Consider the following 16,897-nt stretch of genomic DNA (forward strand, 5'->3'; position numbering starts at 1 on the left):
AGGGGTGGGGCTGCCGTGGACCGTACTGATGCCGGCGCGCTCGTCCAGGCCGCGGCCGACGGCGACGCGGCTGCCTGGAAGGCGCTCGTGGAGGGGCTGGGCCCGCTGGTCTGGTCCGTGGTACGGGCCCACCGGCTCTCCGACGCCGACGCCCACGAGGTCTACCAGACGACCTGGTTCCGATTCGCCCAGCACCTGGGGCGGATCCGTGAGCCCGGCAAGGCGGGCGCGTGGCTGGCCAGCACCGCGCGCCACGAGAGCCTCAAGGTGATCAGGAGCGCGCAGCGGCTGACCCTGACCGACGATCCGGGTCTGCTGGACCGGCCCAGCGAGGACGGTGTGCCGGAGCAGTCCCTGCTCGACGCCGAGGAGGCCGCCGCGCAGAGCGAGCGCGTACGCAGGCTGTGGCAGGAGTTCGAGCAACTGGGCGAGCGGTGCAGGCAGTTGCTGCGCGTGCTGATGACCACGCCGCCGCCCAGCTACCAGGACGTGTCCGCCGCGCTCGGCATCGCGGTGGGCAGCATCGGGCCGCTGCGCCAGCGCTGTCTGCGCCGCCTGCGGGCCCGGCTCGAGGCACGGGGGGCGGTGTGAGCGGCATGCGGGACGAAGGCGACGGCATCCCGGGCGACGGCTCACACGACGACGGGGTGCGCGACGACGGCATCGTGTTCGACGGCACGCGGGACGGCGGGTGGAGCGACGGGGTGCGCGACGGCGACGACCTCTTCGGTGACGAGGACTTCGACGACCGGGAGTTCGACGACGCACTGCTGGAGGAGGAGCTGCGGCAGGCCGCCGCCGTTCTCGACCCCGTGCCCCCCGAGCTCCAGCAGATCGCCCTGGACGCCCACGCGCTGCACGACCTCGGCGCGCGGGTCGCCGAGCTGACCTTCGACTCGCTGGTCGACGCCCTCCCGGTGCGGGGCGTCGGCGACGCGCCCCGGATGCTGACGTTCCAGGCGGGCGAGGTGACGGTCGACGTCGAGGTCGGCGCCCACGGTCTGCTGGGGCAGGTGCTGCCGCCGCAGCCGGCCCGCGTCGAGGTCCTGGGCGGCCCCCGTCCGGGCACCCCGCTCACGGTCGACGACCTCGGGCGCTTCTCGGGCGAGCTGCCGCTGTCCGGCCCGTTCGCCCTGCGCTTGCGGACCGGCGGGGACGTGGTGGTGACGGAGTGGCTGCGGGCGTGACGCCCGCGCCGCCGGCGGGCGGGCGCGCCCCGGCACCCGTCCGCCGGTCACCGTGCGGGATGCCTCAGCCGGTGGCGGCCCGGCCGGACACCGCGTCGGTCAGACGGGCCAGCGCGCCCGCGAGCCGCTCCAGTCCCGGCCCGGCGGGGCCGCCCGGCTCGCTCATGTAGGTGTCGCGGCGGATCTCCACCATGAGGGCGCTCACCTCGGGCCGGATCCCGTGGAACTCCAGGGGTACGTAGGTCCCGCTGAACGGGGTGTCGAGCTCCGTGTCCAGCTCCGCCCGCCCGAACGCCCGCCGGGCGGAGTCCACGAGCGCCGCCGGGGTGTGGAAGGAGTCGGTGCCCAGGCACACCGGCGGACGGGGCCCTTCCCCGTGCAGTTCGTAGGGGAGCCGCCGGCTCGGGTACGAGTGCACGTCGATGATCACGGCCCGGCCGGTGGCCGCCAGCCGGTCCGCCACGGCCCGGGTCATCGCCCGCGCGTAGGGCAGGAAGCAGCGCTCGACCAGCGGCCCCGTGTCGGCGCCCGCGGGCCGCAGCGCCTCGCCGTGCGTGGTCCTCGTGTAGACCGCGCCCATGCCGACGGCCAGCATCTCCTCGCGCTCGTCCGGGAACCGCTCCGGGTCGACGACCAGTCGCGACAGACGGTTGACGAACCGCCACGGCGTGACGCCGGCCAGCCCGGCGGCCACCTCGGCGATCCGGTCCGTGTGCGCGTCCGTGATGTGGTCCAGCTCGCGCGCCAGTTCCCCGTCGCCGAGCACGATGCCGGCCCGCACGGCGGCGGGGATCTCGCGCGAGGCGTGCGGCACATGGAGGATGACGGGGGAGCCGGCGGCCCCCGGCAGCAGTTCGAAGGGCGGCGGCGCGTCGGTCACGGGGCGGCTCCCGGGGGCGTTGTCAGTGGTGTCGGGCACGATCAAGGTCCCACATCACCCGACGACCGAGACCGAGGACGGCATGCCGATCGGCAACCAGCAGGTGAGCGCCCATCCCTTCCTGCGAGCCCTGTACAGGTCCGGCTACCACCCCGACCACGTCGTGGACCGGGGCCGTGCCGTCCTGCTCGCCCTGTGCGAGCGCATCGAGCGGGAGCGGCCCGCCGGCCTGCCCGAACTGTACGCGCTGACCCATGCGGCCACGGAGGAGTTCAACGACCTCCAGGCCGCGTTCGAGGAGGCGGGCAGTGAGATCGAGACGGTGGCCCGGGAGGAGATAGCCGGCGACTTCGACTTCGTCGCGCGCGCCTACGGCTTCCCGGACGCGGACGTGGAGGAGCTGATCGCCCCGCGCGACTGGTGAGCCGGCGGGGAGGGGCACACAGGGCTCCGCCCCGGCCGGGCGGTGCGCGGCCGGGGCGGAGCGGGGACCGGTCGGTCCCGGGCGTCAGCTCAGGGACGCCAGGGCCTCGTTCCACGTGGTGGACGGGCGCATGACCTCCGCGGCCCTGGCCGGGTCGGGCTGGTAGTAGCCGCCGATGTCGACGGGCTTGCCCTGGGCGGAGACCAGCTCGTCGACGATCTTCTGCTCGTTCGCGGCGAGGGTCTCGGCCAGCGCGGCGAACGCCTTCGCCAGGTCGGCGTCCTCGGTCTGCCGCGCCAGCTCCTGCGCCCAGTACAGGGACAGGTAGAAGTGGCTGCCGCGGTTGTCGATGCCGCCGACGCGACGGGTCGGGGACTTGTCCTCGTTGAGGAAGGTCGCCGTGGCACGGTCGAGGGTGTCGGCCAGCACCTGGGCGCGGGCGTTGCCCGTCACCTTGGCGTACTGCTCGAAGGAGGGCACCAGGGCGAAGAACTCACCGAGGGAGTCCCAGCGCAGGTAGTTCTCCTTGACCAGCTGCTGCACGTGCTTCGGGGCGGAGCCGCCCGCGCCGGTCTCGAACAGGCCGCCGCCCGCCATCAGCGGGACGACCGAGAGCATCTTGGCGCTGGTGCCCAGCTCCAGGATCGGGAACAGGTCGGTCAGGTAGTCGCGCAGCACGTTGCCGGTGACCGAGATGGTGTTCTCACCGCGGCGGATGCGCTCCACCGACAGCTTCGTCGCCTCGACCGGGGACAGGATGCGGATGTCCAGGCCCTCGGTGTCGTGCTCCGCCAGGTAGGTGTTGACCTTGGCGATCAGGTTGGCGTCGTGGGCGCGGGTCTCGTCCAGCCAGAACACGGCCGGGTCGCCGGTGGCGCGGGCGCGGGTGACGGCCAGCTTCACCCAGTCCTTGATCGGCGCGTCCTTGGTCTGGCAGGCGCGGAAGATGTCGCCGGCCGCGACGCTCTGCTCGATCAGGACGTCGCCGCCCGCGTCGACCAGGCGGACCGTGCCGGCGGCCGGGATCTCGAAGGTCTTGTCGTGGCTGCCGTACTCCTCGGCCTTCTGCGCCATGAGGCCGACGTTCGGCACCGAGCCCATGGTGGAGGGGTCGTAGGCGCCGTTGGCGCGGCAGTCGTCGATCACGGCCTGGTAGACGCCCGCGTAGGAGGAGTCCGGGATGACCGCGAGCGCGTCGTGCTCCTGGCCGTCCGGGCCCCACATGTGGCCGGAGGTGCGGATCATGGCCGGCATGGACGCGTCGATGATGACGTCGGAGGGCACGTGCAGGTTCGTGATGCCCTTGTCGGAGTCGACCATCGCCAGCTCCGGGCCCTCGGCGAGTTCGGCGTCGAAGGAGGCCTTGATCTCGGCGCCCTCCGGCAGGGCCTCCAGGCCCTTGTAGATGCCGCCCAGGCCGTCGTTCGGGCTCAGGCCGGCCGCGGCCAGCTTCTCGCCGTACTGTGCGAAGGTCTTCGGGAAGAAGGCGCGCACCACGTGGCCGAAGACGATGGGGTCGGAGACCTTCATCATCGTGGCCTTCAGGTGGACCGAGTACAGGATGCCCTCGGCCTTGGCGCGGGCGACCTGCGCGGTCAGGAACTCGCGCAGGGCGGCGACGCGCATCACGGAGGCGTCGACGACCTCACCGGCGAGGACCGGGACGGACTCGCGCAGCACCGTGGTGGTGCCGTCCTCGCCGACCAGCTCGATGCGCAGGGTGCCGTCCTCGGCGATCACCACGGACTTCTCGGTGGAGCGGAAGTCGTTCTGCCCCATGGTCGCCACGTTCGTCTTGGACTCGGAGGTCCAGGCGCCCATGCGGTGCGGGTGGGACTTGGCGTAGTTCTTGACCGAGGCGGGGGCACGGCGGTCGGAGTTGCCCTCACGCAGGACCGGGTTCACGGCGGAGCCCTTGACCTTGTCGTAGCGGGCGCGGATCTCGCGCTCCTCGTCGCTCTTGGGGTCGTCCGGGTAGTCGGGCAGCGCGTAGCCCTGGCTCTTCAGCTCGGCGATCGCGGCCTTGAGCTGCGGGATGGACGCCGAGATGTTCGGCAGCTTGATGATGTTGGCGGCGGGCGTCTTGGCCAGCTCGCCCAGCTCCGCCAGGGCGTCCGGGATGCGCTGGTCCTCGGTCAGGTACTCCGGGAAGACGGCGATGATGCGCCCGGCCAGCGAGATGTCGCGGGTCTCCACCGGGACACCCGCCTGCGAGGCGTACGCCCGGACCACCGGCAGGAAGGAATACGTCGCCAGGGCGGGGGCCTCGTCAGTGTGCGTATAGATGATGGTCGAGTCAGTCACCGGGTGCTCCGCTCCACGTCTGCAACATTGCTCGACATCAAGATATCTCGTGATCGACCCGGTCTCGACAGGGGTCCGCGTCCAGTTTCGCGCCATCCGGTCGGCCGTCCGCGAAGCCCCAGGTCGGGGCGGGGGCGGGCGTCGCGGGACCCGCGTGCCCCCGCCGCCGCGAGGCCGGGGCCGGACCCGGGGGCCTCCGGCCGCCCCGGCGCCGCGGTGAGGCCGTGGCGGGACCGCGGGTGGGGCTCAGTCGAAGCTCGCGACCGGCAGTCCGCTCGGCTCGATCTCGCCGGTGCGCTGCTGCGGGATGACCACCGCGCCCTGCTGGAGCGCCACCGTCCGGGTCGGGGCGGGGATGCGGATGCCCTCCGCGCGGTAGCGCTTGTGCAGGCGCTTGATGAACTCGTGCTTGATCCGGTACTGGTCGCTGAACTCGCCCACACCCAGGATCACCGTGAAGCCGATGCGGGAGTCGCCGAAGGTGTGGAACCGGATGATCGGCTCGTGGTCCGGGACGGCCCCCTCGACCTCGGCCATGGTCGCGGCGATGACCTCGTTGGTCACCCGCTCCACGTGCTCCAGGTCGCTGTCGTAGGCCACCCCGACCTGGACCAGGATCGTCAGCTGCTCCTCGGGGCGCATGAAGTTCGTCATGTTCGCCTTGGCGAGCTGGCCGTTGGGGATCACGACGAGGTTGTTCGACAGGTTCCGGATGGTGGTCTGCCGCCAGTTGATGTCCTCGACGTAGCCCTCCTCACCGCTGCTGAGCCGGATGTAGTCGCCCGGCTGGACGGTCTTGGAGGCGAGGATGTGGATGCCCGCGAACAGGTTGGCCAGCGTGTCCTGCAGGGCCAGCGCCACCGCCAGACCGCCGACGCCCAGGGCGGTGAGCAGGGGCGCTATGGAGATGCCCAGGGTCTGCAGCACCACCAGGAACCCGATCGCCAGGACCAGGATCCGGGTGATGTTGACGAAGATCGTGGCGGACCCGGCGACCCCGGAGCGGGACTGGGTGACCGAGCGGACCAGCCCCGCCACCACCCGGGCCGCCGACACGGTCGCGACGAAGATCAGTAGCACGGTGAGCACCTGGTTGGTGGTGTGCTGCACCGCGCGGGTCAGCGGGAGCACCGCCGCCGCGCCCGCCACGCCGCCGACGACCGCGGCCCACGGCACCACGGCCCGCAGCGCGTGCACGATGACGTCGTCACCGCTCCAGCGGGTGCGGTCGGCGTGCCCGCCCAGCCAGCGCAGCAGCACGCGCAGGGCGAACGCCGCCAGCAGGCCCGAGGCCAGGGCGATGCCGGCGAACAGCAGATCGTCCACGGTGAGGGCCCGGTTCACCGCTCACCCCCGGGGACGCGAAGCGCCGCGAACGCCGTCCGGGGCGGTCGGATGTGAAGTGTCGTCACGTCGTCACCTGCTCGTTCTGCGTGATGTCCGATGGTGTCCGGCCACCCTCGCCGGTGGTCGGCACGGTCGTTCATCCTGCCGCATCCCGTACGGGGGTCCGTACCGCGGACCGGGGTGAGCGGAGGGTGACTTGATGCACATGACGCTCCGTCACGCACGCCGGATCCGCCCGCCCGGCGGGTCGGCGAAGGGGCAGGCCCGTCCGGCACGGGTTCGCGACGGGACGGATCCGGTCGGCCCGGCACCGGCGTCCCCCCGAGGTGCCCGCCGCCCGGGTCAGATCACCTTCATCCGCACCAGCGCCGCCAGCGTCAGCGCTCCCGGTACCAGGGGCAGCCAGACGGTGATGACCCGGAAGGCCAGCACCACGGCCGTGGCCACCGCGGCCGGGCCCCCCGCCGCCACCAGGGCCACGACCAGCGCCGCCTCCACCGAGCCGATGCCGCCCGGCGTCGGCACCAGCGCCACCGCGACCGTCGCCGCCAGGTAGGCCACCGCCATGTGGCCGGCCGGCACGTCCAGCCCCAACGCCCGCCCCACCAGCACCAGTGCGGACGCCTGCAGTGCCGGGAACGCGAGTGAGCCGCCCCACAGGGCCAGGGCCCGCGCCGGACGGGTGTGCACCGTGCGCGCCTCACCGAGCGCGGTGCGCAGGAACGACACCAGCCCCGCGCGCAGCCGCCGCACCAGGGCGAGCACCAGTACGGCGATCATCAGCACCGCCCCGGCCCCGGCCAGCAGCGGCCCGAACGCCGTCTCCGGCACCAGCGCCCCCAGCCGCAGCGCGCCGGGGAACACCAGGAGCAGGGCGCCCAGCAGGGCCACCCGGCCGATGCTCTCCGCCAGCAGGTACAGCGCGAGGGCGGCCGAGGAACGGGCCAGCGGCAGCCCGCACACCGTCATGAAGCGCAGGTTGACCGCGCTCGCGCCCAGCCCGGTCGGCAGCATGTGGTTGGCGGCGCCGGCCGCGAACTGCGTGGCCAGCAGCCGCCGTCGGGGCAGCCGCTCGACGACCGCGCCCTGCCGGGTGCAGGAGGCGGCCACCCAGGTCAGGCACGTCGCCCCGGCCGCGGCCAGCAGCCACGGCCACTCGGCGGTGCGCAGGTGCGCGAAGCCCTCGGCGAGCACCGAGCGGTGCCGCACCGCGACCACGGTGACCAGCAGGAGCGGCAGCAGGCACAGGATCTGCCGCACACGGCGGGCCGGGACGCGACGGGGGAGCCGTCCGGGCCGGACGTCGGGGAGTTGGACCGCTGTCACATCGGACGAGGCTTCCCACACCGCCCCAACGGCGGGTTGCGGAAGCGGGGCCTGCGGATGGCGCGCGGGAAGCGGCTGCGTGGGAAGCGTCATCGGGACCTTTGCGCGGTGGGTCGGGGACGAGGGGGATCGGGCCGATTGTGCGGGATGTCGGGGCCGTTGCGCGAGCTCCTTGACCTCAAGGCCGCTTCAGGTTCTACGTTCCCACCCATGAGCATGGAGACCACGGCGTGGACGCAGCTGTACAGCGTCATGAACGCCCAGCAGGAGCGCCGCCCCTTCGCCCTGGCGACGCTGCGCCGCGTCGGCGCCTTCGCCCGTCCGCACCGGCGCCGCATCGCCCTGTTCGTCCTGCTCGGGATGGCGACCGCGCTGCTCGCGGTCGCCACGCCCGTGCTGGCCGGGCGCGTCGTCGACACCATCGTGTCGGACGGCGACGAGGCGACCGTCGTACGCCTGGCCCTGCTCATCGCGCTGATCGCCGTGGCCGAGGCGGCGCTGGGCATCCTCGGGCGCAGGCTGTCCGCGACACTCGGCGAGCACCTCATCCTCGACCTGCGCACGGCCGTCTTCGACCATGTGCAGCGCATGCCGGTGGCGTTCTTCACACGCACGCGTACGGGCGCCCTGGTCTCCCGTCTCAACAACGACGTCATCGGCGCCCAGCGCGCCTTCAGCAACACCCTGTCCGGAGTGGTCAGCAACCTGGTCACCCTCCTGCTGACCCTGGTCGTGATGCTGACCCTGTCCTGGCAGATCACCCTGCTCGCGCTGGTGCTGCTGCCGGTGTTCGTGCTCCCGGCGCGCCGCATGGGCAGCCGGATGGCGCGGATGCAGCGGGAGGCGGCGACCCTGAACGCGGCGATGGGCACCCGCATGACCGAGCGGTTCTCCGCACCCGGCGCCACCCTCGTCAAGCTCTTCGGACGGCCCGCGGAGGAGTCGCGGGAGTTCGCCGAACGGGCGCGCCTGGTCGCGGACGTCGGGGTGCGCACGGCCACGGCCCAGGCCGCGTTCATCACCGCGCTCACCCTGGTCTCCGCCCTGGCCCTCGCCCTGGTCTACGGCCTGGGCGGCTACCTGGCCCTGCGCGGCACCCTGGAGCCCGGTGCGGTCGTGTCGCTGGCGCTGCTGCTGACCCGGCTCTACGCGCCGCTGACCGCGCTCGCCGGAGCCCGGGTCGAGGTCATGAGCGCCCTGGTCAGCTTCGAGCGCGTCTTCGAGGTGCTCGACCTGAAGCCGCTCATCGAGGACAGGCCCGACGCCCGCCCCGTGCCCGAAGGGCCCGTCGCGGTCGAGTTCGACGACGTGCGCTTCGGCTACCCGGCCGCCGACAAGGTCTCCCTGGCCTCCCTGGAGGAGGTCGCCTCCCTGGACGGCCGGGGCGGCGAGGAGGTGCTGCACGGCGTCTCCTTCCGCGCCGAACCCGGCCGGACCGTGGCGCTCGTGGGGTCCTCCGGGGCGGGCAAGTCGACCATCGCCCAGCTGCTGCCGCGCCTGTACGACGTCGACGGGGGCGCCGTCCGCGTCGGCGGCGTCGACGTGCGTGACCTCTCGGCGAGTTCCCTGCGTGAGACCGTCGGCATGGTCACCCAGGACGGGCACCTCTTCCACGACACCGTCCGCGCCAATCTCCTGATGGCCCGGCCGGGAGCCGGCGAGAAGGACCTCTGGGACGCCCTGCGCCGGGCCCGCCTGGAGGAGCTGGTGCGGTCCCTGCCCGACGGACTGGACACCGTCGTGGGCGAGCGCGGATACCGCCTGTCCGGCGGGGAGCGGCAGCGCATGACCATCGCCCGGCTGCTGCTGGCCCGTCAGCGGGTGGTCGTCCTCGACGAGGCCACCGCCCACCTCGACAACACCTCCGAGGCCGCCGTGCAGGAGGCCCTCACCGAGGCTCTCGCCGGCCGTACCGCGGTCGTGATCGCCCACCGCCTGTCCACGGTCCGCTCCGCCGACCGGATCCTCGTGGTCGAGGCCGGCCGGATCGTGGAACAGGGCACCCACGAGGACCTGCTCGCCGCGGGCGGGCGGTACGCCGAGCTGTACCGCACCCAGTTCGAGGGCGCCCACCCCGCCGCCGTAGCACCGTGAGCGGCTCGCCCCTCCACGTGCGTACTCCTCACCGGCAGACCGAGCCCGCAGCCCCGCACCGGAGAGGCGACGTGTCCCCGCAGCGACCGCCCGTACGACCCGACCACCGGACCCCGCCACGCGCCCGGCGCCCGCGCGCCGCGGCGACGGCCGGTGTCCTGATCACGCCGGCCCTCCTCACGGCCTGCCGGGGGAGGAGGGCCGGGCCGCATCCGCCCCGAGCGTGCCGGCGGCACCCGCCGCCGGGGTCGTCGCCCCGGCGAAGGTGGAGGTGATCGCCGGGCCGGCCGGCTGCCGGGCCGACATCCGCACGGAGGCGGAGGAACTGCGCGAGGGAGTGTGCCGCACCCGCGAGGGCGACTTCCCCATCACCACCTTCCCCGAGGAGCGGCTCGAGGAGACCTGGCTGGAGCCGGCCCGCGTCCACGGGGGCACCCACCTGGTCGGCATGCGCCGGGTGGTCAGCGCGAAACCGGCGATGCCGCAGCCTCTGCGCGCGAAACTCGGCGGCGAGATCAGGAGGCCGTCCGGAATCGGACCCCGCCCGGCCGCCTCCTGACGCGGCCCGGCCCGAGTCCCTCCGGGACGTTCCCGCCAGCCCGCCTCCCGACGCCGCCCGGCGCGCTCACGGACCGACCGGCGACCCGGTGCGCTCCGCGTGGCGACGGGAGCGCGCGCCGCCTTGCTGCGGCACCTCACTTCCGATTTCCGCTGGTGGACGTCATGATGGGGCGACTCGGCAGATGACCCCCCGTGCCGGCAGAGACGATTGAGTTCACCGTGGTCGCCACCTTCCGCCGCCGCTCGCCCGCGGGCGAGATGCCGGTGCCCGCCCCCGACGGGGCCCCGGGCAGGGCACGCCCGTCCGTCGGCCACCTCACCGGCACGGTGACGGAAGGAGCCGCCCCATGACCGCGGTCAGCGGCACGGCCGCAGCGATCGACGTCCTCGTGGTCGACGACGACTTCATGGTCGCCCGCGTCCACCGCCGGTACGTCGAACGCGTCGAGCCGTTCCGCGTCGTCGGCGAGGCGCACAGCGGCGGCCAGGCCATCGAGGCCGTCGAGGCGCTGCGGCCCGACCTCGTCCTGCTCGACCTGTACCTGCCGGACCTCTTCGGCCTCGACGTCATCCCGCGGCTGCGCACCGCCGGGCACGACTGCGACGTCATGGTCATCAGCGCGGCCCACGAGGCCGAGACGGTACGCGGCGCCGTGCGCAGGGGAGTGGTGGACTACCTGCTGAAACCCTTCGGGTTCGCGGATCTGCGCTCCCGGCTGGAGCGCTACGCCGCCCAGCGCGGCCGGCTGCTGACGACGGTCGTCCGGGGACAGGCGGACGTGGACCGCGTCCTGGCGGGCGCGTTCGCCCCGGCCCCGACCCTGCCCAAGGGGATGAGCGTGGAGACCGCCGGGCTGGTCGAGCGGGCGCTGCGGGACGCGGACGGCACCCTGTCCGCCACCGAGTGCGCGGCGCTGACCGGTCTGTCCCGGGTCAGCGCCCGCCGCTACCTCGAGCACTTCCACAGCACCGGCAGCGCCGACGTGACGCTGCGCTACGGCGCCGCCGGACGGCCCGAACGCCGGTACGCCTGGCGGGTCTGAACGGCCCGGCAGGCCCGGGGCCGGTGGATCAGGGGCGGTCGGTGAGGTAACCGCCCATGGCGGTGAAGTACTCGGTCGCGGGCAGCTCCCGGCCGTCCTCGGTGCGCACCCGGGTGAGGGCCAGACCGTGGTTGCGGCCCGAGCGGGCGTCGGCCCCGGCGACGACCACCACGCCGGCGCCCTCGCGGTAGAAGATGCGGCCGGGGGTGCCGCCGTAACGGCCCTCGGACACGAACGAGGCCAGGACGTCCAGGCGCCGGCCCCGGTGGAAGGTGTAGGCGCTCGGGTACGGCTCGGACTGGGCGCGCACCAGGCGCTCCAGGTCCTCCGCGGGCCAGGACCAGTCGATGCGGCCGTCCTCGTCGGAGCGCTTGTGGAAGAAGGACGCCTGTGAGCGGTCCTGCGGGGTGAACTCCGTCTGCCCGGAGGCGATCAGGGCGAGGGCGCCGATGGTGACCGGGGCGATGAGGTCGACCGTCTTGTGGAACAGGTCGGTCGCGGTGTCCGCCGGCCCGACCGGCACCGCCTCCTGGCGCACGATGTCACCGGCGTCCAGCTCGTCGTTCATCATGTGGGCGGTGACGCCCACTTCGGGTTCGCCGTTGATCAGGGCCCAGATCAACGGCGAGAAACCGGCGTACTTCGGCAGCAGCGAGTCGTGCACGTTCAGCGTGCCGTGGCGCGGCAGCGCGAAGATGCGCGGCGGGATCCACGTGCGCCAGTTGTTGGCCACGATGATGTCCGGGTCGGCCGCCTTCAGGTGCTCGAACAGCTCCTCGTCGTCGGGGCGGTTGCGGATCAGCACGGGGACGCCGTGCTCCTCGGCGAGGTCGGCGACGGAGTCGCTCCAGATCTTCTCGTAGGCGTGCTCGCTCTTGGGGTGGGTGACCACCAGCACGACGTCGTGCTCGGACTCCAGGAGGGCTTGCAGGGTGCGGTGGCCCCAGGTCTGGTAACCGAACATGACGACCCGCATGGGGTTCCTCCTCAGGGCAGGCGATGGCCGAGGTAAGTAAAGCAAGGCTTGCCTTACTTCACAACGGGGCGTCGCGAAGCGGAAGTTGGGGGCCCCTGGCCATGAGGGGTGTCTGGTTTGTCCTGTCGACACCCCTCGATGATTAGCTTAGGCTCACCTAAGTTTTACGGGATGTCGCTCCGTCGGCATGCCGTTCTCCACTTCCCTCCCCACCCGACACGCGGCTGCCCCGCACGATGGGAGTGACATGTCGCAGGTTCTTCCTGATGACGCACCACCGGTCCACGACCTCATCGGAATCGGCTTCGGCCCGTCCAACGTGGCCATGGCCATCGCGCTCCGCGAGCACAACGCACGCGTCGGCAGGCGGGAGGCGGTCACCGCTCACTTCTTCGAGCAGCAGCCGCGCTTCGGCTGGCACCGCGGCATGCTCATCGACGACGCCACCATGCAGGTCTCCTTCCTCAAGGACCTGGTGACGCTCCGCAACCCGGCCAGCGAATACAGCTTCCTGTGCTACCTGCAGAGCAGGGGCCGGCTGATCGACTTCATCAATCACAAGAACCTGTTCCCGCTGCGCGTGGAGTTCCACGACTACTTCGAATGGGCGGCCGCCCAGGTCGACGACCTGGTCTCCTACGGCCACGAGGTCGTCGGCGTCGCACCCGTCAGCCGCGACGGGGTCGTGGAGCACCTGGAGGTGACCGTCCGGTCCGGTGGCGGCCTGGAGATCCACCGGGCCCGCAACCTCGTCGTCGGCACCGGGCTGCGCCCCCTCCTGCCGGAGGGCGTCGAGCGCGGCGACCGTGTCTGGCACAACTCCGAACTCCTGGCCAAGGTCGAGGGGTTGGCGGGCACCTCGCCCTCACGCTTCGTCGTCGTGGGCGCCGGGCAGAGCGCCGCCGAGAACGTCGCCTACCTGCACCGCCGCTTCCCCGGCGCCGAGGTCTGCGCGGTGTTCTCCCGCTACGGCTACAGCCCCGCCGACGACAGCAGCTTCGCCAACCGCATCTTCGACCCGCAGGCGGTCGACGAGTACTTCGCGGCACCGGAGGACGTCAAACGCCGCCTGATGGACTACCACGGCAACACCAACTACTCCGTGGTGGACATCGACCTCATCGACGACCTCTACCGGCAGTCGTACCAGGAGAAGGTCCTGGGCGCCGAACGCCTGCGCTTCCTCAACGTCTCCCGGCTCACCGGCGTCAAGGAGACGCCGTCCAGCGTCCGGTGCACGGTGCAGTCCCTGGTCACCGGGGAGGAGACCGACCTGGACGCGGACGTCGTGGTCCTGGCCACCGGGTACGCCCCGGCCGACCCCACCGGCCTCCTCGGCGAGGTGGCCGACCGCTGCCTGCGCGACGACGAGGGCCGGGTCCGCGTCGAACGCGACTACCGCATCACCACCGATCCCGCCCTGCGCTGCGGCATCTACCTGCAGGGCGGCACGGAGCACACGCACGGCATCACCTCCTCCCTGCTGTCCAACACGGCCATCAGAGTCGGCGAGATCCTGGACTCCCTCCTGGGAAAGGGGCCCGGAGCCGGCGCCGGCCGTACCCGGACGCTCACCGACGGCACGGGCAGCACGGCCCGCTGAGGGCCGGGCGGACCCACGCCGCCTCGCCCTCGCGCACCGTCCGGCCCTGAACCCGGGCGGTGCGCACGGCTGCCACCGGACCCGCCTCCAGCGCAAGGGATGACGTAGGTCGACATGGGGACGACTGCAGTGGTGGAACGCCCCGCGGCGAGGAGCCCGGGGAAGGCCCGGCGGCGACTGCTGGGGCTGGGCGTGCTCTTCGGGGTGCTCGTGGTGACCGCGGCGCTGTCCCTGGCCGTCGGGGCACGGGCGTTGAGTCCCGTCGAGGTCTGGCACGGGCTCGCCGGCGCACCCGGTTCCGACCGGCGCCTCACCGAGATCAGGCTCATCGTGGAGACGGTGCGGGTGCCCCGGACGGTCCTCGGGATCGTCGCGGGCCTCGCCCTGGGCGTCGGCGGAGCGCTGATCCAGGGCTGCACCCGCAACCCGATCGCCGACACGGGCCTGCTCGGCGTGAACGCGGGGGCCTCCTTCGCCGTCGTGACGGCGATCGCCGTGTTCGGCTTGACCGACCCCTTCCAGTACGTCTGGTTCGCGTTCCTCGGCGCGGCCCTGGCCGGTGTCGTCGTGTTCGGGTTGGCCAGCATCGGACGCGGAGCCGGCAACCCCCTCACCCTGGCCATGGCCGGTCAGGGCATCGCGGTGTTCCTCGCGGCGATGACCACGGCCGTGGCGCTGTCGGACCGGGCGGCGCTGAACGCGCTGCGGTTCTGGAACGCCGGCTCGCTCGCGGGAGTCGGCTTCGACGTCATCGGGCCCGTCGCCGCGTTCACCGGCCTGGGACTGCTGCTGGCCCTGAGCACGCTTCCCGCTCTCAACCTGCTGAACCTCGGCGACGACGTGGCCCGCGGGCTGGGCGTGAACATCGCCCTCAGCCGGACCGTCGGCATCGCCGCCGTCACGCTCCTGGCCGGCGCGGCCACGGCCGCCTGCGGCCCCGTCGCCTTCCTGGGGCTCATGGTCGCCCACATGGCCCGCCACCTGACCGGCCCGGACCACCGCTGGCTGGTGCCCTACGCCGGTCTGCTCGGCGCGGTCGTGCTCCTGGTGTGCGACATCGCCGGGCGGCTGGTGGTGCGGCCGGGCGAACTGGACGCGGGCGTGCTCGTGGCACTCCTGGGTGCCCCCTTCTTCGCGGTCCTCGTCCGGCGCGGGAGGTTCGGGAGAGCATGAACACCGCCCCCGTGAAACCCTCCCTGCCGCCCGCTGTGCGGCTGGGCCGCCTGTCCTTCGTCCTGCGGCCCCGGCTGCTGTCGCTCACGGTGCTGCTGGCCGTGGCCGCCTTCCTGGTGTTCTGCGTGTCCATCGGCGTCGGCGACTTCCCCATCGGCCTGCCGCAGGTGATCCGCACCCTCCTCGGGCGGGGCGAACGCGTCGACGAGTTCGTCGTCCGGGACCTGCGGATGCCGCGGGCCCTGGCCGGGCTCGTGGTGGGGATCGCGCTCGGCGTGTCCGGGGCGATCACCCAGTCCGTCGCCCGCAATCCGCTGGCCAGCCCGGACGTACTGGGGATCACCTCGGGCGCCGGTGCGGTCGCGGTGTTCCTGGTGACGGTCTCGGGCGGCACCGCTGCAGCGGTCGTGGACTCGGTGGGACTGTCCGCCGCGGCGCTCGCGGGCGGTCTCGGCACGGGCCTGCTGGTGTACTTCCTGGCGTGGCGGCGCGGAGTCGACGGTCTCCGGCTCGTCCTCATCGGCATCTCGGTCACCGCCGTGATGGAGGCGATCACCACCTGGCTGCTCGTCACGGCCGACATCAGGGACGTGGCCCGGGCCCAGGCGTGGCTGGTCGGCTCGCTGGAGGGCCGCGGCGCGAGCGAGGTCCGCACGGCCCTGTGGTGCTCGCTGGTGCTGCTGGCCGTCGTGGCGTGCGCGGCCTTCCAGTTCCGGCCCATGCACTTCGGCGACGACGTCGCCGCGGCCCTGGGCGTGCGCTACGCCCTGGTGCGGGCGGTCCTGCTGCTGTGCGCGGTGCTGCTGGCGGGGGTGGCGGTGAGCGCGGCGGGCCCGGTGCCGTTCGTGGCGCTGGTGGCGCCGCAGGCGGCGATGCGCCTGACGCGCTGCCCGACACCGCCGCTGGTGGCCTCCGCGCTGGTGGGCGCCCTGCTGCTGTCCGGGGCGGACCTCGTGGCGCGCACCGCGCTGCCGGTCTCGCTCCCGGTCGGCGTGGTCACCGCCGCGATCGGCGGTCCCTTCCTCGTCCACCTGCTGGTGCGGGCGAACCTCCGGTAGCGGGACGAGAGTCAGCCAATCCGAGCAAGGGGGAACCCGTGGTCGCACCTCCCGTCACCGAGTCCGTGCGCGGCCGCACCGCGCGGCTGGCAGCCAGAGGCGTCTCGGTCGGTTACGGCGCCCGGACCGTCATCGAGGACCTGGACGTCACGATCCCGCCGGGCGTGATCACCACGATCATCGGTCCCAACGGCTGTGGGAAGTCCACCCTGTTGCGGACGCTGGCCCGGCTGCTCAGGCCGGCCCGCGGCGCGGTCGTCCTGGACGGCGAGGACATCGGCGGGCTGCGCACCCGGGACGTGGCGAAGAAGCTCGGCCTGCTCCCGCAGGCGCCGGTCGCACCCGAGGGATTGACGGTCGCCGACCTGGTCGCCAGGGGCCGCCATCCGCACCAGAGCTGGCTGCGGCAGTGGTCCTCCGACGACGCCGAGGTGGTGGAGCGGGCGCTCACCCTGACCGGGGTCGCCGACCTGGCCGACCGTCCGGTCGACTCGCTGTCCGGAGGCCAGCGGCAGCGCGTCTGGATCTCCATGACGCTCGCCCAGGGCACCGACCTGCTGCTGCTCGACGAGCCCACGACCTACCTGGACCTCGCCCACGCCGTGGACGTCCTCGACCTCGTCGACGACCTGCACGAGTCGGGCCGCACCGTCGTCATGGTGCTGCACGACCTCAACCTCGCCACACGCTACAGCGACCACCTCGTGGTGATGCGGGAGGGCACGATCCTTGCGCAGGGCCATCCGCGGGACGTCGTCACCACCGAACTGCTGCAGGAGGCGTTCGGGCTGCGCGCCCGGGTGATCGACGACCCGGTCGGGGACCGGCCGCTGATCGTGCCGATCGGGCGCACGCACGTCCGGTCGGCGCACCTCTCCGGAGGCCCGTCAAAGTAAGGCTAGGCTTGCCTCACTTCGCACG

The 16,897-nt window shown here is 72.9% G+C and carries 16 protein-coding genes; 11 read left to right on the forward strand and 5 right to left on the reverse strand.

Annotated features, from left to right (window positions below):
• Positions 1-15 precede the first annotated feature (15 nt).
• Entirely contained in the window at positions 16-591 is a 576-nt protein-coding gene (locus Q5694_RS23045) for an RNA polymerase sigma factor (protein WP_333935125.1), read from the forward strand.
• Between the two features lie 5 nt (positions 592-596).
• The gene (locus Q5694_RS23050) at positions 597-1,187 is read left to right on the forward strand and encodes a hypothetical protein (RefSeq protein ID WP_333935126.1); all 591 of its coding nucleotides are present in this window, start codon (positions 597-599) and stop codon (positions 1,185-1,187) included.
• Positions 1,188-1,251: 64 nt separating this feature from the next.
• On the opposite strand, the gene Q5694_RS23055 is transcribed toward Q5694_RS23050, so the two are convergent.
• The gene (locus Q5694_RS23055) at positions 1,252-2,067 is read right to left on the reverse strand and encodes an N-formylglutamate amidohydrolase (RefSeq protein WP_333935164.1); all 816 of its coding nucleotides are present in this window, start codon (positions 2,065-2,067) and stop codon (positions 1,252-1,254) included.
• 82 nt (positions 2,068-2,149) lie between these two features.
• Here Q5694_RS23055 and Q5694_RS23060 point away from each other — a divergent pair, with 82 nt between their 5' ends.
• Positions 2,150-2,491: a DUF5713 family protein gene (locus Q5694_RS23060; protein WP_333935127.1), complete on the forward strand. Its 342-nt coding sequence runs from the start codon at positions 2,150-2,152 to the stop codon at positions 2,489-2,491.
• Between the two features lie 84 nt (positions 2,492-2,575).
• On the opposite strand, the gene Q5694_RS23065 is transcribed toward Q5694_RS23060, so the two are convergent.
• From Q5694_RS23065 to Q5694_RS23075, 3 genes are all read right to left on the reverse strand, one after another.
• The gene (locus Q5694_RS23065; protein WP_333935128.1) at positions 2,576-4,795 is read right to left on the reverse strand and encodes an NADP-dependent isocitrate dehydrogenase; all 2,220 of its coding nucleotides are present in this window, start codon (positions 4,793-4,795) and stop codon (positions 2,576-2,578) included.
• Positions 4,796-5,041: 246 nt separating this feature from the next.
• Positions 5,042-6,139 carry a mechanosensitive ion channel family protein gene (locus Q5694_RS23070; protein WP_333935129.1) on the reverse strand — a complete coding sequence of 366 codons (1,098 nt, stop codon included), beginning with the start codon at positions 6,137-6,139 and terminating at the stop codon, positions 5,042-5,044.
• A 345-nt stretch (positions 6,140-6,484) separates the two neighbouring features.
• The gene (locus tag Q5694_RS23075; protein WP_443040922.1) at positions 6,485-7,468 is read right to left on the reverse strand and encodes a lysylphosphatidylglycerol synthase transmembrane domain-containing protein; all 984 of its coding nucleotides are present in this window, start codon (positions 7,466-7,468) and stop codon (positions 6,485-6,487) included.
• 216 nt (positions 7,469-7,684) lie between these two features.
• Between Q5694_RS23075 and Q5694_RS23080 the strand changes: the two genes are divergently transcribed.
• From Q5694_RS23080 to Q5694_RS23095, 4 genes are all read left to right on the forward strand, one after another.
• Positions 7,685-9,562: an ABC transporter ATP-binding protein gene (locus Q5694_RS23080; protein ID WP_333935166.1), complete on the forward strand. Its 1,878-nt coding sequence runs from the start codon at positions 7,685-7,687 to the stop codon at positions 9,560-9,562.
• A gap of 223 nt (positions 9,563-9,785) precedes the next feature.
• Positions 9,786-10,121: a hypothetical protein gene (locus Q5694_RS23085; RefSeq protein WP_333935130.1), complete on the forward strand. Its 336-nt coding sequence runs from the start codon at positions 9,786-9,788 to the stop codon at positions 10,119-10,121.
• A 194-nt stretch (positions 10,122-10,315) separates the two neighbouring features.
• Complete coding sequence (locus tag Q5694_RS23090; protein WP_333935131.1) at positions 10,316-10,474, forward strand: hypothetical protein; 159 nt, start codon at positions 10,316-10,318, stop codon at positions 10,472-10,474.
• Positions 10,471-11,166 carry a response regulator gene (locus Q5694_RS23095; RefSeq protein ID WP_333935132.1) on the forward strand — a complete coding sequence of 232 codons (696 nt, stop codon included), beginning with the start codon at positions 10,471-10,473 and terminating at the stop codon, positions 11,164-11,166. Before Q5694_RS23090 ends, Q5694_RS23095 begins: the two co-directional genes overlap by 4 nt.
• 28 nt (positions 11,167-11,194) lie before the next feature.
• Here the strand turns inward: Q5694_RS23095 and Q5694_RS23100 are convergent, their stop codons facing one another.
• Positions 11,195-12,142, reverse strand: a complete 948-nt coding sequence (locus tag Q5694_RS23100; RefSeq protein WP_333935133.1) for a methionyl-tRNA formyltransferase — start codon at positions 12,140-12,142, stop codon at positions 11,195-11,197.
• 247 nt (positions 12,143-12,389) lie between these two features.
• On the opposite strand from Q5694_RS23100, the gene Q5694_RS23105 reads away from it, so the two are divergent.
• The 4 genes from Q5694_RS23105 to Q5694_RS23120 all read left to right on the forward strand — a co-directional run bounded on the left by Q5694_RS23105 (position 12,390) and on the right by Q5694_RS23120 (position 16,872).
• Positions 12,390-13,745 (forward strand): lysine N(6)-hydroxylase/L-ornithine N(5)-oxygenase family protein, encoded by a 1,356-nt coding sequence (locus Q5694_RS23105; RefSeq protein ID WP_333935134.1) that lies wholly within the window; start codon positions 12,390-12,392, stop codon positions 13,743-13,745.
• Between the two features lie 114 nt (positions 13,746-13,859).
• Positions 13,860-14,918 (forward strand): FecCD family ABC transporter permease, encoded by a 1,059-nt coding sequence (locus Q5694_RS23110; protein ID WP_333935135.1) that lies wholly within the window; start codon positions 13,860-13,862, stop codon positions 14,916-14,918.
• The gene (locus tag Q5694_RS23115) at positions 14,915-15,976 is read left to right on the forward strand and encodes a FecCD family ABC transporter permease (RefSeq protein WP_333935136.1); all 1,062 of its coding nucleotides are present in this window, start codon (positions 14,915-14,917) and stop codon (positions 15,974-15,976) included. The genes Q5694_RS23110 and Q5694_RS23115 overlap by 4 nt, the downstream gene beginning before the upstream one ends.
• A 38-nt stretch (positions 15,977-16,014) precedes the next feature.
• Positions 16,015-16,872, forward strand: a complete 858-nt coding sequence (locus Q5694_RS23120) for an ABC transporter ATP-binding protein (RefSeq protein WP_333935137.1) — start codon at positions 16,015-16,017, stop codon at positions 16,870-16,872.
• Positions 16,873-16,897: the final 25 nt, after the last annotated feature.

Source organism: Streptomyces sp. AHA2 (genome assembly GCF_036857595.1).
Classification (GTDB): Bacteria; Actinomycetota; Actinomycetes; order Streptomycetales; family Streptomycetaceae; genus Streptomyces.